The organism is Escherichia sp. TW09308 (assembly GCF_000208565.1).
GTDB lineage: Bacteria > Pseudomonadota > Gammaproteobacteria > Enterobacterales > Enterobacteriaceae > Escherichia > Escherichia marmotae.
The window spans coordinates 2,526,632-2,549,433 of record NZ_AEME01000001.1; the positions used below are offsets into that span (position 1 = coordinate 2,526,632).

Sequence of the window (22,802 nt, forward strand, 5' to 3'; positions counted from 1 at the left end):
CATATAACGATAAGGAGAACCTGAACTCGTGTTAACACTGCTTCACCTGCTTTCTGCCGTCGCCCTGCTGGTCTGGGGGACGCATATTGTTCGAACAGGCGTAATGCGTGTCTTTGGCGCACGGCTGCGTACTGTCCTTAGCCGGAGCGTCGAAAAAAAGCCGCTCGCCTTCTGTGCGGGGATTGGCGTTACGGCACTGGTGCAGAGCAGTAATGCCACCACCATGCTGGTGACGTCGTTTGTTGCCCAGGATCTGGTTGCTCTCGCGCCTGCGCTGGTGATTGTGCTGGGGGCCGACGTCGGAACGGCGCTGATGGCGCGGGTTCTCACCTTCGATTTATCCTGGTTGTCGCCGCTACTTATTTTTATCGGCGTAATTTTTTCCTCGGACGCAAGCAGTCGCGCGCCGGGCAACTGGGCCGCGTCGGTATTGGCCTTGGGTTGATTTTGCTGGCACTGGAGTTGATTGTGCAGGCCGTAACGCCGATCACCCAGGCGAACGGTGTTCAGGTGATCTTTGCCTCGCTGACCGGCGATATTCTGCTGGATGCGCTGATTGGCGCGATGTTCGCCATTATCAGCTACTCCAGCCTTGCCGCGGTACTGCTGACTGCGACTCTGACTGCTGCGGGCATTATCTCTTTCCCGGTGGCGCTCTGCCTGGTTATTGGCGCTAACCTTGGTTCTGGCTTGCTGGCGATGCTCAACAATAGCGCCGCTAATGCTGCCGCACGTCGTGTCGCGTTGGGCAGCCTGCTTTTTAAGCTGGTGGGGAGCCTGATTATCCTGCCGTTTGTCCACGTTCTGGCAGAATCAATGGATAAACTGCCTTTGCCGAAAGCGGAACTGGTTATCTATTTCCACGTCTTCTATAACCTTGTGCGCTGTCTGGCGATGCTGCCATTTGTCGACCCGATGGCACGGTTTTGCAAAACCATTATTCGCGATGAACCCGAACTGGATGCCCATCTGAAACCAAAACATCTGGATGTCAGCGCGCTGGATACGCCGACCCTTGCTCTGGCGAATGCCGCCCGTGAAACACTGCGCATCGGTGACGCGATGGAACAGATGATGGAAGGGCTGAATAAAGTGATGCACGGCGAACCGCGTGAAGAGAAGGAGTTGCGCAAGCTGGCGGATGATATCAACGTCCTCTACACCGCGATTAAACTTTATCTGGCGCGGATGCCAAAAGAAGAGTTGGCGGAAGAAGAATCACGTCGCTGGGCGGAGATTATCGAAATGGCGCTCAACCTTGAGCAGGCTTCCGATATTGTCGAGCGCATGGGCAGCGAAATTGCCGACAAATCACTGGCAGCACGGCGGGCGTTTTCGCTTGATGGGTTGAAGGAACTGGATGCGCTCTATGAGCAATTGCTCAGCAATTTAAAACTGGCAATGTCGGTGTTCTTCTCTGGCGATGTCACCAGCGCTCGCCGTTTACGTCGCAGTAAGCATCGCTTTCGCATTCTTAATCGCCGCTATTCCCATGCCCACGTCGATCGCCTGCATCAGCAAAACGTGCAGAGTATTGAAACCAGTTCGCTACATTTAGGTTTATTGGGAGATATGCAGCGTCTGAACTCGCTGTTTTGTTCGGTGGCTTACAGCGTACTGGAACAGCCAGATGAAGATGAGGGACGGGACGAGTATTAATATTGTGAATCCTGTAGGCCTGATAAGACGCGTTAAGCGTCGCATCAGGCACTATGTACAAGATGCCGGATCATGCATCCGGCAATTCACTTAAAAACGGTGACCCGCTTCCAGCGGCACGGCTTCTTCACCGGCCTTAAACACATAAGTGGTATTCGGGCCGCCAAGCGTAGCGTGACCTTTACTTACGGTGATCCAGTTACCTTCCGGCAGACCAATAATCGTCAGTTCTGGCGCTACCACCAGTAATTCGCGAATACGCTGCTCGCGCGTTTCACCTTTGTGACCTTCCGGCAGCGCGTTGGTGAAGTGCGGGTTGATTTGCAGCGGGAACAGATTCAGCGCATCGAAGCCCTGCGGATCGACAATCGGCATATCGTTGGTCGTGCGAATGGTTGGGCAAGCGAGGTTAGCGCCTGCGCTCCAGCCAATATACAGCGCGCCGCGTTTCACTACGTCAACAATCGGTGCCAGCAGACCGCGCACACGGCATTCTTTCAGTAACTGGAAAGTGTTGCCACCGCCGACAATCACGATCTCCGCATTTTCAATCGCGGCAACAGGATCGGCAACGCTATGAATACCGGTGACAGAAATGCCAAGTGGGGCAAGAACTGCAGCCGTTTTGGCGGTGTAATCATCCCAGGTTTGCGTTACGCCAGCGAAAGGAATAAACACCGCGGAACGGCGACCCTGCAACTGTTCAGCAATCAGCGGCAGCGCATGTTCCAGCCAGGCTTTTCCCGGCAGCGTCGAGTTACTCAATAAAAGCAGTTCCATTACTTCTCCGGTTAGTAAGAAATCACGGAAGGCATGCTACCACTGTGAATTTAACCGCTTACTGACATGGCTCACGATGTCGCGTATTGCTTCTGGAAAGCGTCTCGCAAGTTTGAATGTTCAGGCGTGACAGGTATTCGCAACAGCGGTATTTTCCGACAAATTTCTAAGGACACTGGAGGAAAAATGCTCGCTAATTACGCTACTTTTAGACAGAGTATGCGCATCATGATGGAGGGAATTATGCGCACAATGTCGAAGGTGAAAAAATCTGTCAATGTTTCGCTGCCCCCCGAGATTCTGGAAGAGGCACGTAAATCCTGTCGCTGATGTATTAAAGCATGCCATTGTTGTCCGGCGGTCAGACTTGCTCAGCTATCTGGCGGTAAACCACCTGTAAAAGTTTGTCCGGTGGTTTCAATTGCTGGCCTGGACCACATGGTGATGACAGGAATACCGCTAAAAGAGTTGGGAGAACGTATAGCTGACCTTAGTCAACAGCGAATCGAACTGCGTGATGCTATCGATTTTCTATTAAACGGCTATTAATGCTGGTACGTAACTTATCGTATTCCGCATAAATCCTGTTTTTCCTCGCTAAGAGGTAAGGTATATTCCGTGTTTCAGAGGAGAATTTATGCTGCCCGACTCATCAGTCCGTTTAAATAAATACATCAGCGAAAGCGGAATTTGCTCACGCCGCGAAGCGGATCGCTATATCGAGCAAGGCAATGTGTTCCTTAATGGCAAGCGTGCCACTATTGGCGATCAGGTAAAGCCCGGTGACGTTGTAAAAGTAAACGGTCAGTTGATCGAGCCGCGGGAAGCCGAAGATTTAGTGCTTATCGCCCTGAATAAGCCCGTGGGCATTGTCAGCACTACGGAAGATGGCGAGCGCGATAACATCGTCGATTTCGTCAATCACAGCAAGCGCGTGTTCCCGATTGGTCGCCTGGATAAAGACTCCCAGGGGCTGATTTTCCTCACTAATCACGGCGATCTGGTCAATAAGATCCTTCGTGCTGGCAACGACCATGAAAAAGAATATCTGGTGACGGTCGATAAACCGATTACCGAGGAGTTTATTCGCAGCATGAGTGCGGGGGTGCCAATCCTCGGGACAGTGACCAAAAAGTGCAAAGTTAAAAAAGAAGCACCGTTTGTCTTTCGTATTACCCTGGTGCAAGGGTTGAACCGTCAGATCCGTCGTATGTGTGAACATTTTGGCTACGAAGTGAAAAAGCTGGAACGTACGCGCATTATGAACGTCAGCTTAAGCGGCATTCCGCTGGGTGAATGGCGTGATTTAACCGACGACGAGCTTATCGATCTCTTTAAACTCATTGAAAATTCCTCTTCCGAGGCGAAGCCCAAAGCGAAGGCCAAACCGAAAACGGCAGGCATCAAACGCTCGGTGGTGAAGGTGGAGAAAACAGCGGAAAAAGGTGGCCGCCCGGCATCAAACGGCAAGCGTTTCGCCTCGCCGGGGCGGAAGAAAAAAGGTCGTTAATCAGCGTTTGCCACGCGTCGACGTATTTGCCGACCAACTGAATGACGCTTCAGGATCCGGTTTATAAGCCTGCTTTTTCTTCAACTGGCGGGCTTTTTTCGCTTCAGCCTCACGCTCAACCATTAATTTATCGATGTACTCTTTCTTAATGCTGTTGGTTTCGGCGTTGGTCAGCACGCGGCCATGTGCAATACGCGCTCGATCCAGCAGCGTCTTCAGTTCGCGCTGTTCACGCTCAGTCATCTCTTTTTGAGTAATGCGGGGGAGTGCCATGATGGTGCCCTCTGTTAATCGGATAGCTCAGTGTACGGGAATTCATTTGCGAGCAGAACCGATAAGATTCATTTGCGTTCTCTTTTATTTTTATGTTTTTAGCTAATTAGCGATAAATACATATAAAAATTTAACGGAAATAATTCACTGGTAACTGTTCAAATTTAATTAATCTTTTATTATTCAAGGTGTTAAATCTTAGAGTCCATTTCTGGCTCGTTTCTCGCAATAACGCTATCGCATTGATAACATTTCTGTTTTCAGTGGTCTGGCGCGGGTTAGTTAATATCAAAGGATGAGTCAAATGCCATTAAATGGAGTCAGTGCTGCGATGCGTGAACGGGTATCGCAGCAGTTAAAGGAAATTGAATGGCGGTATGGCGTGAAAGTGCTGTACGCCTGCGAATCGGGGAGTCGCGGCTGGGGATTTGCCTCGCCAGACAGCGATTACGATGTGCGTTTTTTGTATGTTCACCCGCTGGAATGGTATCTGCGGGTAGAGTCACCACGCGATGTTATCGAACTGCCCATCGACGACGAGCTGGATGTTTCAGGTTGGGAGTGGCGCAAGGCGCTGGGATTATTGAAAGGCGCGAACCCGACGCTGATTGAATGGCTGGATTCGCCGGTGGTCTATCAGCAGGATGAAGAAACGATAACGGCGCTTAAGGCGATGGTGCCGAAGTGGTTTTCTCCGCTACGTGCGCGCTGGCATTACTATTCGATGGCGCAGAAAAACTTCCGCGGCTATTTGCAGGCCGACGAAGTTCGGCTGAAAAAATATTTTTACGTGCTGCGCCCGCTGCTGGCCGTGCGCTGGGTCGAAGCGGGTAAAGGCGTACCGCCAATGCGCTTTGCTGAGTTACTGGCGGGAAGTGAGTTGGATGCGGCCTTACGTGCAGAAATAGATGAATTGCTGGAACGTAAACAGCGCGCGGGAGAAGCGGAATATGGACCGCGCCGTCCATTGCTACATGCGTTTATTCGTGCGGAACTGGCGCGCGGGGAAATTCCACCAGTGTTACCGGACAGCAGGGAAGGCGATGTCAGGGAGTTGGATCGTCTGTTGATGACGACAGTGATGGGGAAATAAACACGGCCCGGGGCATATCATCCGGGCCGTACTGTTTTTACTCAAACAAATTACTATGCAGTTTCTGCACCACCTGATCGGCGTCTGCGCCTGGCACCAGGAAGCACAGGTTATGGCTGGAAGCGCCGTAGCAAATCATGCGGATGTTGAACGGTTCCAGTACGCCAAAGACCTCTTTGCCGACGCCGCAGGCTTTTGACAGGTCGTTACCAATCAGTGCCACCAGCGCCAGGCCTTCTTCCACTTCTACCCGGCACAGTGCCGAAAGCTCCATCAGTAAGGATTGCGTCAGCAACGTATCGCCGGTAGATGTTGATCCGGTAGTGTCGAGAGTTAACGCCACGCTTACTTCTGACGTCGTAATTAAATCCACCGAAATATTATGTCGCGCGAGGATGCCGAAAACCTCCGCGAGGAAGCCGCGGGAATGCAGCATATTCAGGCTATGTAGGGTTAATAGCGTTTGTTTACGGCGCAGGGCCAGTGCGCGAAATAGCGGTGGATTTTCGGTGGTATTACACACCAGCGTACCGCCAGCGCGCGGATCTTTGCTGGAGCCGACAAATACCGGAATATCGCTGCGTACTGCAGGCAACAACGTTGCCGGATGCAGCACTTTCGCGCCAAAGGTCGCCATTTCAGCGGCCTCTTCAAAAGCAATTTCATCTATGCGTTTTGCTGCGGGCACCACGCGCGGATCGGTGGTGTAGATGCCGGGGACGTCAGTCCAGATATCCACACGAGATGCGTGTAAAGCTTCCGCCAGCAAGGCTGCCGTATAATCGCTGCCGCCACGACCAAGTGTTGTGGTACGGCCTTTACTTTCTCTGCCAATAAATCCCTGAGTGATGATTAAACTTTCACTGAGTCGTGGGGCCAACTGCAACGCAGCCAGTTCCGACAGTGCAGTAACATCCGGCTCCGCACGGCCAAATCGGTCATTGGTACGCATCACTTTACGCACATCAAACCACTGTGCCTGAACATTGCGTTCGCGCAGGATCTCAACAAACAGCAGAGTAGACATCAGCTCGCCGTGGCTGACCAGTTCATCTGTTAACGCCGGAGAGGTTGCCAGTGCCGCTGCTTCGGCCAGAATGGTAATGTTCTCCAGTAGACGTTCAATCTCTTCACGGACGACGTTCGGGTAACGCAGGCGTTCCAGAATAGCGAACTGAATATTGCGAATGGCATCGAGTTTTTCGAAACGCTCAGCCGGTTCCAGACCTTCGGCTAGTGCTACCAGCAGATTGGTGATCCCTGCGGAAGCGGAAAGCACAACTAAACGCACATTCACATCAGAAAGCACAATGTCAGCGCTGCGGTTCATGGCGTCGAAATCAGCCACGCTAGTACCACCAAATTTGGAGACAACAATATCGGGCATAACAACCTCGTGTCAGGGAATGAAAGAAGCGACCATGGCACAAAGGCAAAACAGAAACCGGTGCAGGCGCAGACCGTATTTATAAATAAAAGGTGTAGCGGAGTGTGTCAACGCTGGGATTATGCGGATTATTCATGCAGCGCTGGTGGCCAGAAATTGTGCTTATAACAGCTATACTGTTTTATCCATTTCGGCGGTTGAACGAGCTAAAGACACTAAAACCATCACATTTTTCTGTGACTGGCGCTACAATCTTCCACAGTCACAATTCTCAATATCAGAAGAGTATTGCTAATGAAAAATATCAATCCAACGCAGACCGCTGCCTGGCAGGCACTACAGAAACACTTCGATGAAATGAAAGACGTTACGATCGCTGAGCTTTTTGCTAAAGACGGCGATCGTTTTTCTAAGTTCTCCGCAACCTTCGACGATCAGATGCTGGTGGATTACTCCAAAAACCGCATCACCGAAGAGACGCTGGCGAAATTACAGGATCTGGCGAAAGAGTGCGATCTGGCTGGCGCGATTAAGTCGATGTTCTCTGGCGAGAAGATCAACCGTACCGAAAACCGCGCTGTACTGCACGTGGCGCTGCGTAACCGTAGCAATACGCCGATTCTGGTTGATGGCAAAGACGTGATGCCGGAAGTCAACGCGGTGCTGGAGAAGATGAAAACCTTCTCGGAAGCGATTATTTCTGGTGAGTGGAAAGGTTATACCGGCAAGGCAATCACTGATGTGGTAAACATCGGTATCGGTGGTTCTGACCTTGGTCCGTACATGGTGACTGAAGCGCTGCGCCCGTACAAAAACCACCTGAACATGCACTTCGTTTCTAACGTCGATGGGACTCACATCGCAGAAGTACTGAAAAAAGTGAATCCGGAAACCACCCTGTTCCTGGTGGCGTCTAAAACCTTCACTACTCAGGAAACTATGACCAACGCCCACAGTGCGCGTGACTGGTTCCTGAAAGCGGCTGGCGATGAGAAGCACGTTGCGAAACACTTTGCGGCGCTCTCCACCAACGCGAAAGCTGTTGGCGAGTTTGGTATTGATACCGCTAACATGTTCGAGTTCTGGGATTGGGTCGGCGGTCGTTACTCTCTGTGGTCAGCGATTGGTCTGTCGATTGTTCTCTCCATCGGTTTTGATAACTTCGTTGAACTGCTTTCCGGTGCACACGCCATGGACAAGCATTTCTCCACTACTCCGGCAGAGAAAAACCTGCCTGTACTGCTGGCGCTGATCGGCATCTGGTACAACAATTTCTTTGGCGCGGAAACTGAAGCGATTCTGCCATACGACCAGTATATGCACCGTTTTGCGGCGTACTTCCAGCAGGGCAATATGGAATCCAACGGTAAGTACGTTGACCGTAACGGTAACGTGGTGGATTACCAGACTGGCCCGATTATTTGGGGTGAACCAGGTACGAACGGTCAGCACGCGTTCTACCAGTTGATTCACCAGGGAACCAAAATGGTGCCGTGCGATTTCATCGCCCCGGCTATCACCCATAACCCGCTCTCTGATCACCACCAGAAACTGCTGTCTAACTTCTTCGCTCAGACCGAAGCTCTGGCGTTTGGTAAATCCCGCGAAGTGGTTGAGCAGGAATACCGTGATCAGGGTAAAGATCCGGCGACGCTCGATTATGTTGTGCCGTTCAAAGTGTTCGAAGGCAACCGCCCGACCAACTCCATTCTGCTGCGCGAAATCACCCCGTTCAGTCTGGGTGCCTTGATTGCGCTGTATGAGCACAAAATCTTTACTCAGGGCGTGATCCTGAATATCTTCACCTTTGACCAGTGGGGCGTAGAGCTGGGTAAACAACTGGCGAACCGCATTCTGCCGGAGCTGAAAGATGATAAAGAAATCAGCAGCCACGATAGCTCGACCAATGGTCTGATTAACCGCTATAAAGCGTGGCGCGGTTAATCTTCGTGCATTTCTGATGCCGATATGTAGGCCGGATAAGGCGTTCACGCCGCATCCGGCAACCGGTGCCTGATGCGACGCGGTCGCGTCTTATCAGGCCTACAGGTCGATGCCGATATGTACATCGCATTCGGCAATTAATACATAGCTCGATTGACTAAATAGCCTTAAAAACAATGTCGACTATAAGTCGGCATTGTTTTATCAGATAAATCCCCTTGCCGGTGATTTAACGAAAATCATACCGTGAGGTTAATCCTAAAATATATTTTTAGTCTGTGTTAATTTCAGAAAATACGCAGGGAATTTATTTTTATATTTATTTTAACTGAATGATTTAACTGATTGTTTTCATATTATAAAAATATATAGTTGATATTCATTCCAATTATCCTAAAACCCCTTCACTAATTCCCCGCGGCGTAATTCGTATGCTTTAGTTGTGTATACTCGATCCCGCCCGAAATGTTTTTGGGTAAATCTCCATTCATTCAATGAAGGGAAATTATTATGAAAAAAGTTCTGTATGGCATTTTTGCCATATCTGCGCTTGCGGTGACTTCTGCGTGGGCTGCACCTGTACAGGTGGGCGAAGCGGCAGGGTCAGCAGCAACGTCGGTTTCAGCGGGTAGTTCCTCTGCGACCAGCGTCAGCACCGTAAGCTCGGCGGTGGGCGTCGCGCTCGCGGCAACCGGTGGCGGTGATGGTTCTAATACCGGGACCACAACAACCACGACCACCAGTACTCAGTAATAAAGTATGTATCCCCAGAATAATTCGAGTCATCGCATCTGTGGCTTGAGGTATGAAGGGATTTACCATAACCACACTCCGGTGTGGTTATTCTGCCCCTCTGGAGAAGAGTCGTGAAGCGACCTGCACTCATTCTTATCTGCCTGTTATTACAGGCCTGTTCAGCCACTACTCAAGAACTGGGCAACTCACTGTGGGACAGCCTGTTCGGTACGCCGGGCGTTCAGCTTACGGACGATGATATTCAAAATATGCCCTACGCCAGCCAGTATATGCAGCTTAATGGCGGTCCACAGTTATTTGTCGTTTTGGCCTTCGCTGAAGACGGACAACAAAAATGGGTTACTCAGGATCAGGCCACCCTCGTTACGCAACATGGTCGTCTGGTGAAAACCCTGCTCGGTGGCGACAACCTGATTGAAGTAAATAATCTTGCTGCCGATCCGCTGACCAAACCCGCACAAATCGTTGATGGCACAACCTGGACTCGCACGATGGGCTGGACCGAGTATCAGCAGGTGCGCTACGCCACAGCTCGTTCAGTCTTTAAATGGGATGGTACTGACACCGTCAAAGTCGGCAGCGATGAAACCCCGGTTCGCGTGCTGGATGAAGAAGTCTCCACCGATCAGGCGTGCTGGCATAACCGTTACTGGATCGACAGCGAAGGACAAATTCGCCAGTCGGAACAGTATCTCGGTGCAGATTATTTCCCGGTGAAAACCACGCTCATCAAGGCAGCAAAACAATGATTAAACAAACAATTGCAGCGTTGCTTTTGAGCGTAGGGATGTCATCGGTCTTGGCGGCGGGAACCGTCAAGGTGTTTAGCAATGGTAGTCGCGAGGCAAAAACGCTGACGGGCGCAGAGTATTTAATCGATCTGGTGGGGCAACCACGACTGGCAAATAGCTGGTGGCCCGGTGCGGTGATTAGCGAAGAGCTGGCAACGGCGGCGGCATTGCGTCAACAGCAGGCGTTGCTGGCACGACTGGCGGCGTTGGCCGCAGATTCCAGCGGTGATGATGCCGCCGCCATTAACACCTTACGCCAGCAAATTCAGGCGTTGAAAGTGACGGGCAGGCAAAAAATCAATCTTGATCCCGATATGGTGCGCGTTGCCGAACGCGGTAACCCGCCGTTGCAGGGCAACTACACGCTGTGGGTCGGATCTCCGCCGTCAACGGTCACGTTGTTTGGGCTTATTAGTCGTCCAGGCAATCAGCCATTTACCCTAGGTCGTGACGTGGCGAGTTACCTCTCCGGTCAGAACCTGCTTAGTGGTGCGGATCGCAGCTACGCATGGGTTATTTATCCAGACGGTCGCACGCAAAAAGCGCCGGTGGCTTACTGGAACAAGCGTCACGTAGAGCCGATGCCCGGCAGCATTATTTATGTTGGCCTGGCGGACTCCGTCTGGAGTAAGACGCCAGACGCCCTGAACGCCGACATTCTTCAGATTCTGACGCAGCGGATACCCCAATAATGAAAAAAAGACATCTGCTTAGCGTACTGGCGCTGGGCATTAGCGCGGCCTGCTACGGCGAAACGTATCCTGCGCCTATCGGGCCGTCGCAATCAGATTTCGGCGGCGTCGGTTTGTTGCAAACGCCCACCGCCCGTATGGCGCGGGAAGGGGAGCTTAGTCTCAACTACCGCGATAACGATCAGTACCGTTATTACTCAGCTTCAGTGCAACTCTTCCCGTGGCTGGAAACGACGTTGCGCTATACCGACGTGCGTACCAGACAGTACAGCAGCGTCGAAGCGTTCTCTGGCGACCAAACGTATAAAGATAAAGCCTTCGATCTTAAACTGCGTTTGTGGGAAGAGAGTTACTGGATGCCGCAGGTGGCTGTTGGCGCGCGGGATATCGGCGGTACGGGGCTGTTTGATGCGGAATATCTGGTCGCCAGCAAAGCCTGGGGGCCGTTCGATCTCACACTCGGCCTGGGTTGGGGATATCTGGGCACCAGCGGTAACGTGAAAAATCCGCTCTGTTCAGCCAGTGACAAATATTGCTATCGCGATAACAGCTATAAACAGGCGGGTTCTATCGACGGCAGCCAGATGTTCCACGGCCCGGCCTCGCTGTTTGGGGGAGTGGAATACCAGACGCCCTGGCAGCCGCTGCGCCTGAAACTGGAGTATGAAGGCAATAATTATCAGCAGGATTTTGCCGGGAAGCTGGAGCAAAAAAGTAAGTTTAACGTCGGGGCGATTTATCGCGTTACCGATTGGGCCGACGTTAACCTTAGCTATGAACGTGGCAACACCTTTATGTTTGGCGTCACGCTGCGCACCAACTTTAACGATCTGCGCCCGTCGTACAACGATAACGCCCGACCGCAATACCAGCCGCAGCCGCAGGATGCCATTTTGCAGCATTCGGTGGTGGCGAATCAGTTAACGCTGTTGAAATACAACGCCGGGCTTGCCGATCCGCAGATCCAGGTGAAAGGCGATACGCTGTATGTTACCGGCGAGCAGGTGAAATATCGCGATTCGCGCGAAGGGATCATTCGTGCCAATCGGATCGTGATGAACGATCTGCCGGATGGGATCCGCATGATCCGTATAACGGAAAATCGGCTTAATATGCCGCAGGTGACCACTGAAACGGATGTCGCCAGCCTGAAAAATCATCTTGCCGGAGAGCCGCTGGGTCATGAAACAACGTTGGCACAAAAACGCGTCGAACCGGTGGTGCCGAAGTCCACTGAACAAGGCTGGTATTTTGACAAATCGCGCTTTGATTTCCATATCGATCCAGTACTGAATCAGTCAGTTGGTGGCCCGGAAAATTTCTATATGTACCAGCTTGGCGTGATGGGGACGGCGGATTTGTGGCTAACGGATCATCTGCTGACTACCGGCAGCCTGTTTGCTAACCTGGCGAATAACTACGACAAGTTTAACTACACTAACCCGCCGCAGGACTCCCATCTGCCGCGTGTGCGTACTCATGTTCGTGAATATGTGCAGAACGATGTTTACGTCAATAACCTGCAAGCCAACTACTTCCAGCATCTGGGCAACGGCTTCTATGGCCAGGTCTACGGCGGCTATCTCGAAACCATGTTTGGCGGTGCGGGGGCAGAAGTGTTGTATCGTCCGCTGGATAGCAACTGGGCGTTTGGGCTGGATGCTAACTATGTGAAACAGCGCGACTGGCGTAGCGCGAAAGATATGATGAAGTTTACCGATTATAGCGTGAAAACCGGACATCTGACCGCGTACTGGACGCCATCTTTCGCCCAGGATGTGTTAGTCAAAGCGAGCGTCGGGCAGTATCTGGCAGGGGATAAAGGCGGTACGCTGGAGATTGCCAAACGTTTTGATAGCGGCGTGGTGGTGGGTGGCTATGCCACGATCACTAACGTTTCGAAAGAGGAGTACGGGGAAGGGGATTTCACCAAAGGCGTGTATGTCTCTGTACCGCTGGATCTCTTCTCGTCCGGCCCGACCCGCAGTCGTGCGGCAATTGGTTGGACACCGCTGACGCGCGACGGTGGTCAGCAACTTGGGCGTAAGTTCCAGTTGTATGATATGACCAGCGATCGTAGCGTAAATTTCCGTTAAGTCATGGGAAAGGTGCCAGCTTTCGCAATCACTGGCACCCTCATTCTTAATGGCCTGTCGAGCCATCAGGAACGCAGTTCACCCCCGGTTTACGATCTGGTGTGTAAAGGCGAAAACATTCTGTCTTCCTGTCCGTCGATATAGGTTGCAGGTCTGGTTGCCTGAGCGACTGAGCCATCATTGGACTGGAGACATTGCTTTGCGGAAGGTCGGCTTTATCAGCAGTACCGAGCGGACCGGCAAAAGCAGGAAGAACAGAGACTGATAACAACAAAGCAGCAAAATAAGGCTTCATTTTTACCACCTTTATCAGGTTAGGTTTCATTTGTTCCAGAGGAACATTGTCGATTTTTCGCGCTTTGTTGGTGGCTGGGAATCACCTGAATGGGTGATTTTTTGGGGGCGCGTGTCTTGCCGGAGGCACAGTCAGGCGCGGTTTATCCGGCCTACGGGGAGCCGCATCCGGCGCTGGCGGGAGGAGCCATCTAAATCCAGGTTGAACAAAACATACACAAAAAATATAGATCTCCGTCACATTTTTACGTTATACAGGAAGCTCGCCACTGAGTTGGAGGGCTGTTATGACGTCGCTATCTCGTCCCCGCGTGGAGTTTATCTCCACTATTTTGCAGACCGTACTCAATCTTGGCCTGTTGTGCCTGGGCTTGATTCTGGTTGTCTTTCTCGGCAAAGAAACGGTGCATCTGGCTGATGTGCTGTTCGCACCAGAACAAACCAGCAAATATGAGCTGGTGGAAGGGCTGGTGGTTTACTTTCTCTATTTCGAATTTATCGCCCTGATTGTGAAGTATTTTCAGTCCGGATTTCACTTTCCCTTACGTTACTTTGTCTATATCGGGATCACCGCCATTGTGCGCTTGATCATCGTCGATCATAAATCGCCACTGGATGTGTTGATCTACTCTGCAGCGATCCTGTTACTGGTGATCACTCTATGGCTGTGTAATTCGAAACGGCTGAAGCGGGAGTAAAAAAGAGGCGCTCCGAAGAGCGCCGAATAACAGTCACAAGTTAGGATAACGTAAGTTGAGGGTGCAGCGGCATAACATTGGCATAACAACATCTTTAACCTTTCACACCACCCGCCGTCAGGCCGTTGACCAGCCAGCGTTGAGCCAGCAAGAAGACGAGGGTGATCGGTAATGCAGACATCACAGCAGCGGCAGCAAAGTCACCCCACAGGTAGTTTTGTGGGTTGAGGTATTGCTGCATACCCACGGCCAGGGTGTAACTGTTCACATCACGCAGTAACAGCGACGCGACCGGAACTTCAGTAATAGCAGCGATAAATGACAGGATGAACACCACTGCCAGAATCGGTACTGACAGCGGCAGCAGGACGAGGCGGAAGGCCTGCCACGGCGTCGCGCCATCCAGCGCCGCCGCTTCTTCCAGCGAGCCATCGATAGTTTCGAAATAACCTTTGATCGTCCAGACGTGCAGCGCAATCCCCCCCAGGTAAGCAAAGATAACGCCGCCGTGGGTATTCAGGCCGATGAACGGAATGTACTCACCCAGGCGGTCAAATAACGCATACAACGCGACCAGTGAGAGTACCGCCGGGAACATCTGGAAAATCAGCATCCCTTTCAGCAGCGTCGCTTTGCCAGGGAAGCGCATACGGGCAAAGGCGTAGGCGCAGGTAGTGGAGAGCGCCACAATACCAATCGCAGAAATCCCCGCGACTTTCACCGAGTTCCACAGCCACAGCAGTACCGGGAACGGCGGTGGCGTAACGCGACCATCCGCCTGTTCAACGCTAAAACCTAACGCCAGTTTCCAGTGATCCCACGAGATTTGCTCCGGGATCAGGCTGCCGGTCGCGAAGTTCCCCTGGCGCAGCGAGATGGCGACGACCATTAGCAGCGGGAACATAATCGCCGCGATAAAAAGTAGCAGTAGCAGGTGAGTAATAAATAAACGTACTTTTTGCGATTTCGGTTGGACCATTGCCATTTTTGTTATCTCCCTTAATCAAACTTCATTCGCGTGGCTTTCAGGTTCACTATCGCCAACGCACCCACCAGCAGGAAGATCAGCGTGGCAATCGCTGCCGCCAGACCGAAGTCCTGACCACCGCCGCCTTCAAAGGCGATACGGTAGGTGTAGTTAACGAGCAGGTCGGTATAACCGGCTGGTGTGGTGGTGCCAAGACGATCCGGGCCGCCATTGGTCAACAGTTGAATTAGTACGAAGTTGTTAAAGTTAAAGGCGAAGCTGGCGATCATCAGCGGTGTTAGCGGCTTGATCAGCAGCGGCAGCGTGATTTTAAAGAAGTTCTGGAATGGGCCTGCGCCATCCATCGCAGAGGCTTCATACAGATCGTCTGGAATCGCTTTCAGCAAGCCCATGCAGAGGATCATCATGTACGGATAACCCAGCCAGGTGTTGACGATAATCAGCATCGTCCGCGCAGTGGTTGGATCGCTGAACCAGGCGGGCTTCACGCCAAACAGTGCGCTCAACATCATGTTGATTTCACCGAAGCTCTGGTTGAACAACCCTTTGAAAATCAAAATTGAAATAAATGAGGGGACGGCGTAGGGCAGAATCAGCAGTACGCGGTAGATAGCTTTGCCGCGCAACGCTTCCCATTGCACCAGACAAGCCAGCACCATGCCGACTGCCACCGTTAAAAAGACAGTGACCAGTGAGAACATCACGGTCCAGACGAAAATCGCGAGGAACGGTTTCTGAATGCCTTCGTCGGTGAAGACGCGGGTAAAGTTTTTCCAGCCGGTGGTTACGGTATAACCCGGACTTAACTTTTCGTCGCCCCAGTTGCCGTCGGCGGTAATGGACTGGTAAAAGCCTGTCTGGTCATTCGGGCGATACTTTACACCACTCTGGTTATTGGTCAGCGTACCATCATCGCCCAGCGTGTAGAGCGGCTGCGTACCGGAGAACTGGCGCAGGGAGCTCATCATCACTTTGTTGTCATCCGGGAGAATGGCGGTAATGTTGCTCAGTGCCTGACGATTTTGGGTAATCACGCGCAGATTTGCGCGCTCGCCTTCAGGCAGTGTGGCGCTTTCTTTCAACTGTAGCTTTTGCTCGCCGCCAAATTTAAAGGCGTCGGAGAGATAATTCTTGCCGGTTTCACCATCGGTAAGCGCCAGTTGCCACTCATCACCTGCCGGATAAAGACCGAAGTTATAGGTTTTTCCCGCTTGCCAGGAACGATCCAACAGAACTTCCTGGGCGCGTTCAAAAGTAAGCTGGTTGGTGCTGCTGTAGTTGGTGAAGGCGATGGCGATGGTGCAGACCAGAGGGAAGAGGACGAATAAGCCCATTCCGGCCATTCCCGGATAGACATAGCGCCAGGCATAGGCTTTACGGTTGGCGAAAATATACAGCCCCGCTGAACTCAAAATCAGCGTGGTAATGGCGAACAGGTATTCCCCTTGTGCGTACATTAAAACTACAAGGTAACCCACCAGCAGGCCAAGCAGACCTAACACTGACCATTTCAGCGCGTCGCTTTGCCACCAATGTTTCTTTTTAATGACATCCATGGGGTTCTTCCTCATTCCAGGACGGATAAATGATTACACCGCATCCGGCAACAACTGCCTGATGCGACGCTGGCGCGTCTTATCAGGCCTACATACGTTTCGTTTTTTCGGTCGGATAAGGCGTTTACGCCGCATCCGGCAACAACTGCCTGATGCGACGCTAAGGCGTCTTATCAGGCCTACATAGGTTTCGGTTTCGTAGGCCGGATAAGGCGTTCACGCCGCATCCGGCAACAACCGCCTGATGCGACGCTGGGCGTCTTATCAGGCCTACATACGCTTCGGCTTCGTAGGTCGGATAAGGCGTTTACGCCGCATCCGGCAACAACTGCCTGATGCGACGCTGGTGCGTCTTATCAGGCCTACATAGGTTTCGTTTTCCAGGCCGGATAAGGCGTTCACGCCGCATCCGGCATTTAACGGCATTACTTGGTGATACGACCCTGTGCATCTTTCAGCGCGGCATCAACAGTCTGGCGACCGCTGGCAGCGTTGATCACTGCGGTACGCACGGCATACCAGAAGGCGGACATCTGCGGGATGTTCGGCATGATTTCGCCGTTTTTGGCGTTATCCATGGTGGCGGCAATGCGTTGATCTTTCGCCAACTGATCCTGGTAAGACTTCAGCGCCACGGCACCCAGCGGTTTATCTTTATTTACCGCTTCCAGACCTTCGTCGGTCAGCAGGTAGTTTTCGAGGAACTCTTTCGCCAGTTCTTTGTTCGGGCTGGCAGCGTTAATGCCTGCACTCAGAACACCAACGAATGGTTTGGAAGGTTGTCCCTTGAAGGTCGGCAGCAGCGTCACGCCGTAGTTCACTTTGCTGGTATCGATGTTGGACCATGCCCACGGACCGTTGATGGTCATCGCAGTTTCACCTTTGTTAAAGGCTGCCTCTGCGATGGAGTAATCAGTATCCGCATTCATGTGTTTGTTTTTAACCAGATCAACCAGGAAGGTCAGACCCGCTTTCGCGCCAGCGTTATCCACACCAACGTCTTTCACGTTGTATTTATCGTTTTCATACTTGAACGCATAACCACCGTCGGCGGCAATCAGTGGCCAGGTGAAGTACGGTTCTTGCAGGTTGAACATCAGCGCGCTCTTACCTTTCGCTTTCAGTTCTTTATCCAGAGCCGGGATTTCTTCCCAGGTTTTCGGTGGGTTCGGCAGCAGGTCTTTGTTATAAATCAGCGATAACGCTTCAACTGCGATCGGATAAGCAATCAGTTTGCCGTTATAACGAACAGCATCCCAGGTGAAAGGATACAGTTTGTCCTGTAACGCTTTGTCTGGGGAGATTTCAGCCAACAGACCAGATTGGGCATAGCCGCCAAAGCGGTCGTGCGCCCAGAAAATAATGTCCGGACCATCGCCAGTTGCCGCAACCTGGGGGAATTTCTCTTCCAACTTATCTGGATGCTCAACGGTAACTTTAATTCCGGTATCTTTCTCGAATTTCTTACCCACTTCTGCGAGGCCGTTGTAGCCTTTATCGCCGTTGATCCAGATAACCAGTTTACCTTCTTCGATTTTGGCGAGAGCCGAGGCGGAAAACATCATCGTCGTTAAAACAGATAATGCGAGGATGCGTGCACCTGTTTTTATTTTCATAATCTCTGGTCCTTGTTGGTGAAGTGCTTGTGAAAACGCCTGAACGGACTCTAGTTTCTTTATACGGCAACCTCTTTCCATCCTCCTTGCCCCTACGCCCCACCCTCGCTTTGTGTGATCTGCGTCGCAGAAATAGCAGTATTGCGGGGAGGCGCACACAAAATTGCCATGTTTTTTGCAAGCAATATCACGAATTTCCTTACTTCTCCTCGGATTAGTATGCAGACACCATCTTCTCATCCTCCCGCCTCCTCCCCCATAAAAAAGCCAGGGGGTGGAGGATTTAAGCCATCTTCCGATGACGCATAGTCACTGCATCATGAATGTTGCTGTCGATGACAGGTTGTAACGAAGGGAGAAGGGCATGGCGAGCGTACAGCTACAAAATGTAACGAAGGCCTGGGGGGATGTGGTGGTATCGAAAGATATCAATCTCGACATCCACGAAGGTGAGTTCGTGGTGTTTGTCGGACCATCTGGCTGCGGTAAATCCACTTTACTGCGCATGATTGCCGGTCTTGAGACGATCACCAGCGGCGACCTGTTCATCGATGAAAAACGAATGAACGACACCCCGCCAGCAGAACGCGGCGTCGGCATGGTGTTCCAGTCCTATGCGCTCTATCCCCATCTGTCTGTGGCAGAAAATATGTCGTTTGGCCTGAAATTAGCAGGCGCAAAGAAAGAGGTCATCAACCAGCGTGTTAACCAGGTAGCGGAAGTGCTGCAACTGGCGCACTTGCTGGATCGCAAACCGAAGGCGCTCTCCGGTGGCCAGCGTCAACGTGTGGCGATTGGTCGTACGTTGGTGGCCGAGCCAAGCGTGTTTTTACTCGATGAACCACTTTCCAACCTCGATGCAGCGCTGCGCGTACAGATGCGTATCGAAATTTCCCGTCTGCATAAACGGTTGGGTCGCACAATGATTTACGTCACTCACGATCAGGTCGAAGCGATGACGCTGGCCGACAAAATCGTGGTGCTGGATGCCGGTCGCGTGGCGCAAGTCGGGAAGCCTCTTGAACTGTATCACTATCCGGCAGACCGCTTTGTCGCCGGTTTTATTGGTTCACCGAAGATGAACTTCCTGCCGGTGAAAGTAACCGCTACCGCAATCGATCAGGTCCAGGTTGAGCTGCCGATGCCAAACCTCCAGCAAGTCTGGCTTCCGGTTGAAAGCCGCGATGTTCAGGTCGGTGCCAACATGTCGCTGGGCATTCGCCCGGAACATTTACTGCCAAGCGATATCGCTGACGTCATCCTTGAGGGTGAGGTTCAGGTGGTCGAACAGCTTGGCAACGAAACGCAAATTCATATCCAGATCCCTTCTATTCGTCAAAACCTGGTGTACCGCCAGTCTGACGTGGTGTTGGTAGAAGAAGGTGCCACATTCGCTATCGGCCTGCCGCCAGAGCGTTGCCATCTGTTCCGTGAGGATGGCACTGCATGTCGTCGACTGCATCAGGAACCGGGCGTTTAAGCATCCTACAAAAGACACAGAGCCTGTGACAGGTGATGTGAAAAAAGAAAAGCAATGACTCAGGAGATAGAATGATGATTACTCTGCGCAAACTTCCTCTGGCGGTTGCCGTCGCAGCGGGCGTAATGTCTGCTCAGGCAATGGCTGTGGATTTCCACGGTTACGCTCGTTCCGGTATCGGCTGGACAGGGAGCGGCGGTGAACAACAGTGTTTCCAGACCACTGGCGCTCAAAGTAAATACCGTCTTGGCAACGAATGTGAAACTTATGCTGAATTAAAATTGGGTCAGGAAGTGTGGAAAGAGGGCGATAAGAGCTTCTATTTCGACACTAACGTGGCCTATTCCGTAGCACAACAGAATGACTGGGAGGCCACCGATCCGGCTTTCCGTGAAGCGAATGTGCAGGGGAAAAACCTGATTGAATGGCTGCCAGGTGCCACCATCTGGGCTGGTAAGCGTTTCTATCAGCGTCATGACGTTCATATGATCGACTTCTACTACTGGGATATTTCTGGTCCTGGTGCCGGTCTGGAAAACATCGACGTTGGTTTCGGTAAACTCTCTCTGGCAGCAACGCGTTCTTCTGAAGCGGGCGGTTCTTCCTCTTTCGCCAGCAACAATATTTATGACTATACCAACGAAACTGCGAACGACGTCTTTGACGTGCGTTTAGCGCAGATGGAAATTAACCCGGGCGGAACCTTAGAGCTGGGTGTCGACTACGGTCGTGCCAACCTGCGTGATAACTATCGTCTGGTTGATGGCGCATCGAAAGATGGCTGGATGTTCACTGCCGAGCATACCCAGAGCATCCTGAAAGGCTTTAACAAGTTTGTTGTTCAGTACGCAACAGACTCTATGACCTCACAGGGCAAAGGGCTGTCGCAAGGGTCTGGCGTCGCATTTGATAACGAACACTTTGCTTACAACATCAACAACAACGGTCACCTGCTGCGTATCCTGGATCACGGTGCGATTTCTATGGGTGACAATTGGGACATGATGTACGTGGGTATGTATCAGGACATCAACTGGGATAACGACAACGGCACCAAATGGTGGACCGTCGGTATTCGCCCGATGTACAAGTGGACGCCTATCATGAGTACCTTGTTGGAAGTGGGCTACGACAACGTCGAATCCCAGCGCACTGGCGACAAGAATAACCAGTATAAAATCACCCTCGCACAACAATGGCAGGCTGGCGACAGCATCTGGTCACGCCCGGCTATTCGTGTCTTCGCAACCTACGCCAAGTGGGATGAGAAATGGGGTTATGACTACAACGGTAGTTCCTCTTCTAACCCGAACTACGGCAAAGCTGTTCCGGCGAACTTCGAAGGCGGTAGTTTCGGTCGTGGCGATAGCGATGAGTGGACCTTCGGTGCCCAGATGGAAATCTGGTGGTAATAGCAAAACCTGGGCCGGATAAGGCGTTTACGCCGTATCCGGCAACCAACGCCTGATGCGACGCTGTCGCGTCTTATCAGGCCTACAACCGCTGCCGAATGTAGGCCGGATAAAGGCAGGAGAAATAATGGCATGGCAGAAAACACTGTAACGGCAGACGGCAAACTGACAAGTAGTGATACTCGTCGCCGCATTTGGGCAATTGTAGGGGCCTCATCAGGTAACCTGGTTGAGTGACTCATTTTGTTCCCTCTATTTCGCCCACATCTTCTTCCCTTCAGATAACACAACCACTCAACTACTACAAACTGCCGGTATTTTTGCCGCAGGATTTCTGATGCGTCCAATAGGCGGCTGGTTATTTGGTCGTATTGCTGACAAACATGGCCGCAAGAAATCGATGCTGCTATCGGTATGTATGATGTGTTTTGGATCACTGGTCATAGCCTGCTTGCCAGGCTATGAAACAATTGGCACCTGGGCTCCGGCGTTGTTACTTCTCGCGCGTTTATTCCAGGGATTATCTGTAGGTGGAGAATATGGCACCAGCGCCACCTATATGAGTGAAGTTGCAGTAGAAGGACGCAAAGGGTTTTACGCTTCATTTCAGTATGTCACGTTGATAGGCGGGCAACTTCTGGCATTGTTGGTTGTGGTGGTTTTACAGCATACAATGGAAGATATCGCGCTTAGAGAGTGGGGGTGGCGTATTCCCTTTGCATTAGGCGCGGTGTTAGCCGTTGTGGCGTTATGGCTACGTCGTCAGTTGGATGAAACTTCGCAACAAGAAACGCGAGCTCTAAAAGAAGCGGGTTCAATGAAGGGATTATGGCGCAATCGCCGTGCATTCATCATGGTTCTCGGCTTTACGGCTGCGGGTTCTCTTTGTTTCTATACCTTCACCACCTATATGCAGAAGTATCTGGTGAATACTGCGGGTATGCACGCCAACGTAGCAAGCGGTATTATGACGGCGGCGCTGTTTGTATTTATGCTCATCCAGCCGATAATTGGAGCATTGTCGGATAAGATTGGCCGTCGGACTTCAATGTTATGTTTCGGCTCTCTGGCCGCTATTTTTACCGTCCCCATTCTTTCGGCATTGCAGAACGTCTCCTCACCTTATGCGGCTTTTGGTTTGGTGATGTGTGCCCTGCTGATTGTGAGTTTTTACACTTCAATTAGTGGGATCCTGAAGGCGGAAATGTTCCCGGCACAGGTTCGCGCATTAGGTGTTGGTCTGTCATATGCGGTCGCGAATGCCATATTTGGTGGCTCAGCGGAGTATGTGGCGTTGTCGCTAAAATCGATAGGAATGGAAACGGCATTCTTCTGGTATGTGACATTGATGGCCGTAGTCGCGTTTCTGGTTTCTTTGATGCTACATCATAAAGGGAAGGGGATGCGTCTTTAGTGATGAGCCATTTGCCAGACCGTATAACCGGTGGTGGCACCGGCTACGTCCCAGGCAAAATCTTTCCAGCTCCAGCCGCTCCCTTCGGGGCGGCTATCCCACAGCTCTTTTGACACGCCCAGACTTACAGAGAACATCAACCCGAACATGGCGCTGCGGTCGCGGCTCATCTCCCGATGCTGTGCATATTCATTTCCTGCCGCTGAAAGCATTGCCGAGGCGATAAAGTGTTGCGCTTTATCCTGTCCGCTCCAGCCATCGTTAGCCCTATGGCTGCAACCAGAAAGCAACAATAGCGAACAGGCAAAAAGAATACGCAACGTGGCCTCCAAAAAACAAACCCCGTACAGGACGGGGTTCAGA

The 22,802-nt window shown here is 51.8% G+C and carries 21 protein-coding genes and 1 pseudogene; 14 read left to right on the forward strand and 8 right to left on the reverse strand.

The window, feature by feature from the left end:
* Nucleotides 1-28 precede the first annotated feature (28 nt).
* Together ESM_RS1000000129520 and ESM_RS01000000124775 are read left to right on the forward strand one after the other, a co-directional pair.
* Nucleotides 29-445: a Na/Pi symporter gene (locus ESM_RS1000000129520; protein WP_010378391.1), complete on the forward strand. Its 417-nt coding sequence runs from the start codon at nt 29-31 to the stop codon at nt 443-445.
* Complete coding sequence (locus ESM_RS01000000124775; RefSeq protein WP_337442385.1) at nt 415-1,659, forward strand: sodium-dependent phosphate transport protein 2; 1,245 nt, start codon at nt 415-417, stop codon at nt 1,657-1,659. Before ESM_RS1000000129520 ends, ESM_RS01000000124775 begins: the two co-directional genes overlap by 31 nt.
* A 90-nt stretch (nt 1,660-1,749) precedes the next feature.
* Here the strand turns inward: ESM_RS01000000124775 and pepE are convergent, their stop codons facing one another.
* On the reverse strand, nt 1,750-2,439 hold the full coding sequence (gene pepE / locus ESM_RS0112070; RefSeq protein WP_000421749.1) for a dipeptidase PepE: 690 nt from the start codon (nt 2,437-2,439) through the stop codon (nt 1,750-1,752).
* 411 nt (nt 2,440-2,850) lie between these two features.
* Here pepE and ESM_RS1000000129110 point away from each other — a divergent pair, with 411 nt between their 5' ends.
* Together ESM_RS1000000129110 and rluF are read left to right on the forward strand one after the other, a co-directional pair.
* Nucleotides 2,851-2,988: a CcdB family protein gene (locus tag ESM_RS1000000129110; protein ID WP_228929306.1), complete on the forward strand. Its 138-nt coding sequence runs from the start codon at nt 2,851-2,853 to the stop codon at nt 2,986-2,988.
* Nucleotides 2,989-3,076: 88 nt separating this feature from the next.
* Entirely contained in the window at nt 3,077-3,949 is an 873-nt protein-coding gene (gene rluF, locus ESM_RS0112080) for a 23S rRNA pseudouridine(2604) synthase RluF (RefSeq protein WP_000936379.1), read from the forward strand.
* Here the strand turns inward: rluF and ESM_RS0112085 are convergent, their stop codons facing one another.
* On the reverse strand, nt 3,950-4,222 hold the full coding sequence (locus ESM_RS0112085; RefSeq protein ID WP_001207629.1) for a DUF3811 domain-containing protein: 273 nt from the start codon (nt 4,220-4,222) through the stop codon (nt 3,950-3,952).
* A 304-nt stretch (nt 4,223-4,526) separates the two neighbouring features.
* Here ESM_RS0112085 and ESM_RS0112090 point away from each other — a divergent pair, with 304 nt between their 5' ends.
* Nucleotides 4,527-5,315: a nucleotidyltransferase domain-containing protein gene (locus ESM_RS0112090; RefSeq protein WP_001130546.1), complete on the forward strand. Its 789-nt coding sequence runs from the start codon at nt 4,527-4,529 to the stop codon at nt 5,313-5,315.
* Between the two features lie 37 nt (nt 5,316-5,352).
* Here ESM_RS0112090 and lysC read toward each other — a convergent pair whose 3' ends face one another.
* Nucleotides 5,353-6,702: a lysine-sensitive aspartokinase 3 gene (gene lysC / locus ESM_RS0112095; protein ID WP_001112916.1), complete on the reverse strand. Its 1,350-nt coding sequence runs from the start codon at nt 6,700-6,702 to the stop codon at nt 5,353-5,355.
* A 294-nt stretch (nt 6,703-6,996) separates the two neighbouring features.
* Here lysC and pgi point away from each other — a divergent pair, with 294 nt between their 5' ends.
* From pgi to ESM_RS0112120, 5 genes are all read left to right on the forward strand, one after another.
* The gene (gene pgi / locus ESM_RS0112100; protein WP_000790017.1) at nt 6,997-8,646 is read left to right on the forward strand and encodes a glucose-6-phosphate isomerase; all 1,650 of its coding nucleotides are present in this window, start codon (nt 6,997-6,999) and stop codon (nt 8,644-8,646) included.
* Between the two features lie 510 nt (nt 8,647-9,156).
* The gene (gene yjbE, locus ESM_RS0112105; RefSeq protein WP_000757338.1) at nt 9,157-9,399 is read left to right on the forward strand and encodes an exopolysaccharide production protein YjbE; all 243 of its coding nucleotides are present in this window, start codon (nt 9,157-9,159) and stop codon (nt 9,397-9,399) included.
* A 113-nt stretch (nt 9,400-9,512) separates the two neighbouring features.
* Nucleotides 9,513-10,151 carry a YjbF family lipoprotein gene (locus ESM_RS0112110; RefSeq protein WP_001517554.1) on the forward strand — a complete coding sequence of 213 codons (639 nt, stop codon included), beginning with the start codon at nt 9,513-9,515 and terminating at the stop codon, nt 10,149-10,151.
* On the forward strand, nt 10,148-10,885 hold the full coding sequence (locus ESM_RS0112115) for a capsule biosynthesis GfcC family protein (RefSeq protein WP_000595516.1): 738 nt from the start codon (nt 10,148-10,150) through the stop codon (nt 10,883-10,885). The genes ESM_RS0112110 and ESM_RS0112115 overlap by 4 nt, the downstream gene beginning before the upstream one ends.
* Nucleotides 10,885-12,981, forward strand: a complete 2,097-nt coding sequence (locus ESM_RS0112120) for a YjbH domain-containing protein (protein WP_000745799.1) — start codon at nt 10,885-10,887, stop codon at nt 12,979-12,981. The genes ESM_RS0112115 and ESM_RS0112120 overlap by 1 nt, the downstream gene beginning before the upstream one ends.
* Before the next feature lie 46 nt (nt 12,982-13,027).
* On the opposite strand, the gene ESM_RS0112125 is transcribed toward ESM_RS0112120, so the two are convergent.
* Nucleotides 13,028-13,306 carry a hypothetical protein gene (locus tag ESM_RS0112125; RefSeq protein ID WP_000804022.1) on the reverse strand — a complete coding sequence of 93 codons (279 nt, stop codon included), beginning with the start codon at nt 13,304-13,306 and terminating at the stop codon, nt 13,028-13,030.
* A gap of 256 nt (nt 13,307-13,562) precedes the next feature.
* On the opposite strand from ESM_RS0112125, the gene psiE reads away from it, so the two are divergent.
* Nucleotides 13,563-13,973 carry a phosphate-starvation-inducible protein PsiE gene (gene psiE, locus ESM_RS0112135; protein WP_000202902.1) on the forward strand — a complete coding sequence of 137 codons (411 nt, stop codon included), beginning with the start codon at nt 13,563-13,565 and terminating at the stop codon, nt 13,971-13,973.
* A gap of 94 nt (nt 13,974-14,067) precedes the next feature.
* On the opposite strand, the gene malG is transcribed toward psiE, so the two are convergent.
* From malG to malE, 3 genes are all read right to left on the reverse strand, one after another.
* Entirely contained in the window at nt 14,068-14,958 is an 891-nt protein-coding gene (gene malG, locus ESM_RS0112140; protein WP_001252091.1) for a maltose ABC transporter permease MalG, read from the reverse strand.
* 14 nt (nt 14,959-14,972) lie between these two features.
* The gene (gene malF / locus ESM_RS0112145; protein WP_010378415.1) at nt 14,973-16,517 is read right to left on the reverse strand and encodes a maltose ABC transporter permease MalF; all 1,545 of its coding nucleotides are present in this window, start codon (nt 16,515-16,517) and stop codon (nt 14,973-14,975) included.
* Nucleotides 16,518-16,942: 425 nt separating this feature from the next.
* On the reverse strand, nt 16,943-18,133 hold the full coding sequence (gene malE, locus ESM_RS0112150; protein ID WP_000695404.1) for a maltose/maltodextrin ABC transporter substrate-binding protein MalE: 1,191 nt from the start codon (nt 18,131-18,133) through the stop codon (nt 16,943-16,945).
* Nucleotides 18,134-18,497: 364 nt separating this feature from the next.
* Between malE and malK the strand changes: the two genes are divergently transcribed.
* From malK to kgtP, 3 genes and pseudogenes are all read left to right on the forward strand, one after another.
* Nucleotides 18,498-19,613, forward strand: coding sequence for a maltose/maltodextrin ABC transporter ATP-binding protein MalK (malK, locus tag ESM_RS0112155; protein ID WP_000179158.1), 1,116 nt, complete (start codon nt 18,498-18,500; stop codon nt 19,611-19,613).
* Between the two features lie 71 nt (nt 19,614-19,684).
* Nucleotides 19,685-21,025 (forward strand): maltoporin LamB, encoded by a 1,341-nt coding sequence (gene lamB, locus ESM_RS0112160; RefSeq protein ID WP_000973647.1) that lies wholly within the window; start codon nt 19,685-19,687, stop codon nt 21,023-21,025.
* A gap of 132 nt (nt 21,026-21,157) precedes the next feature.
* A pseudogene (gene kgtP / locus ESM_RS01000000124790) lies at nt 21,158-22,439 on the forward strand (alpha-ketoglutarate permease).
* Here kgtP and ESM_RS0112170 read toward each other — a convergent pair.
* Nucleotides 22,436-22,759, reverse strand: coding sequence for a YfiM family lipoprotein (locus ESM_RS0112170; RefSeq protein ID WP_001516903.1), 324 nt, complete (start codon nt 22,757-22,759; stop codon nt 22,436-22,438). The pseudogene kgtP and the gene ESM_RS0112170 overlap by 4 nt on opposite strands.
* Nucleotides 22,760-22,802: the final 43 nt, after the last annotated feature.

Coding starts and splice junctions, on each gene's coding strand:
- psiE (WP_000202902.1), top strand. CDS start 13,563: ATGACGTCGCTATCTCGTCCCCGCGTGGAGTTTATCTCCACTATTTTG.
- lamB (WP_000973647.1), top strand. CDS start 19,685: ATGATGATTACTCTGCGCAAACTTCCTCTGGCGGTTGCCGTCGCAGCG.
- ESM_RS0112090 (WP_001130546.1), top strand. CDS start 4,527: ATGCCATTAAATGGAGTCAGTGCTGCGATGCGTGAACGGGTATCGCAG.
- pepE (WP_000421749.1), bottom strand. CDS start 2,439: ATGGAACTGCTTTTATTGAGTAACTCGACGCTGCCGGGAAAAGCCTGG.
- malE (WP_000695404.1), bottom strand. CDS start 18,133: ATGAAAATAAAAACAGGTGCACGCATCCTCGCATTATCTGTTTTAACG.
- pgi (WP_000790017.1), top strand. CDS start 6,997: ATGAAAAATATCAATCCAACGCAGACCGCTGCCTGGCAGGCACTACAG.
- lysC (WP_001112916.1), bottom strand. CDS start 6,702: ATGCCCGATATTGTTGTCTCCAAATTTGGTGGTACTAGCGTGGCTGAT.
- yjbE (WP_000757338.1), top strand. CDS start 9,157: ATGAAAAAAGTTCTGTATGGCATTTTTGCCATATCTGCGCTTGCGGTG.
- ESM_RS0112120 (WP_000745799.1), top strand. CDS start 10,885: ATGAAAAAAAGACATCTGCTTAGCGTACTGGCGCTGGGCATTAGCGCG.
- ESM_RS0112115 (WP_000595516.1), top strand. CDS start 10,148: ATGATTAAACAAACAATTGCAGCGTTGCTTTTGAGCGTAGGGATGTCA.
- ESM_RS0112085 (WP_001207629.1), bottom strand. CDS start 4,222: ATGGCACTCCCCCGCATTACTCAAAAAGAGATGACTGAGCGTGAACAG.
- ESM_RS0112125 (WP_000804022.1), bottom strand. CDS start 13,306: ATGAAACCTAACCTGATAAAGGTGGTAAAAATGAAGCCTTATTTTGCT.
- malK (WP_000179158.1), top strand. CDS start 18,498: ATGGCGAGCGTACAGCTACAAAATGTAACGAAGGCCTGGGGGGATGTG.
- malF (WP_010378415.1), bottom strand. CDS start 16,517: ATGGATGTCATTAAAAAGAAACATTGGTGGCAAAGCGACGCGCTGAAA.
- rluF (WP_000936379.1), top strand. CDS start 3,077: ATGCTGCCCGACTCATCAGTCCGTTTAAATAAATACATCAGCGAAAGC.
- malG (WP_001252091.1), bottom strand. CDS start 14,958: ATGGCAATGGTCCAACCGAAATCGCAAAAAGTACGTTTATTTATTACT.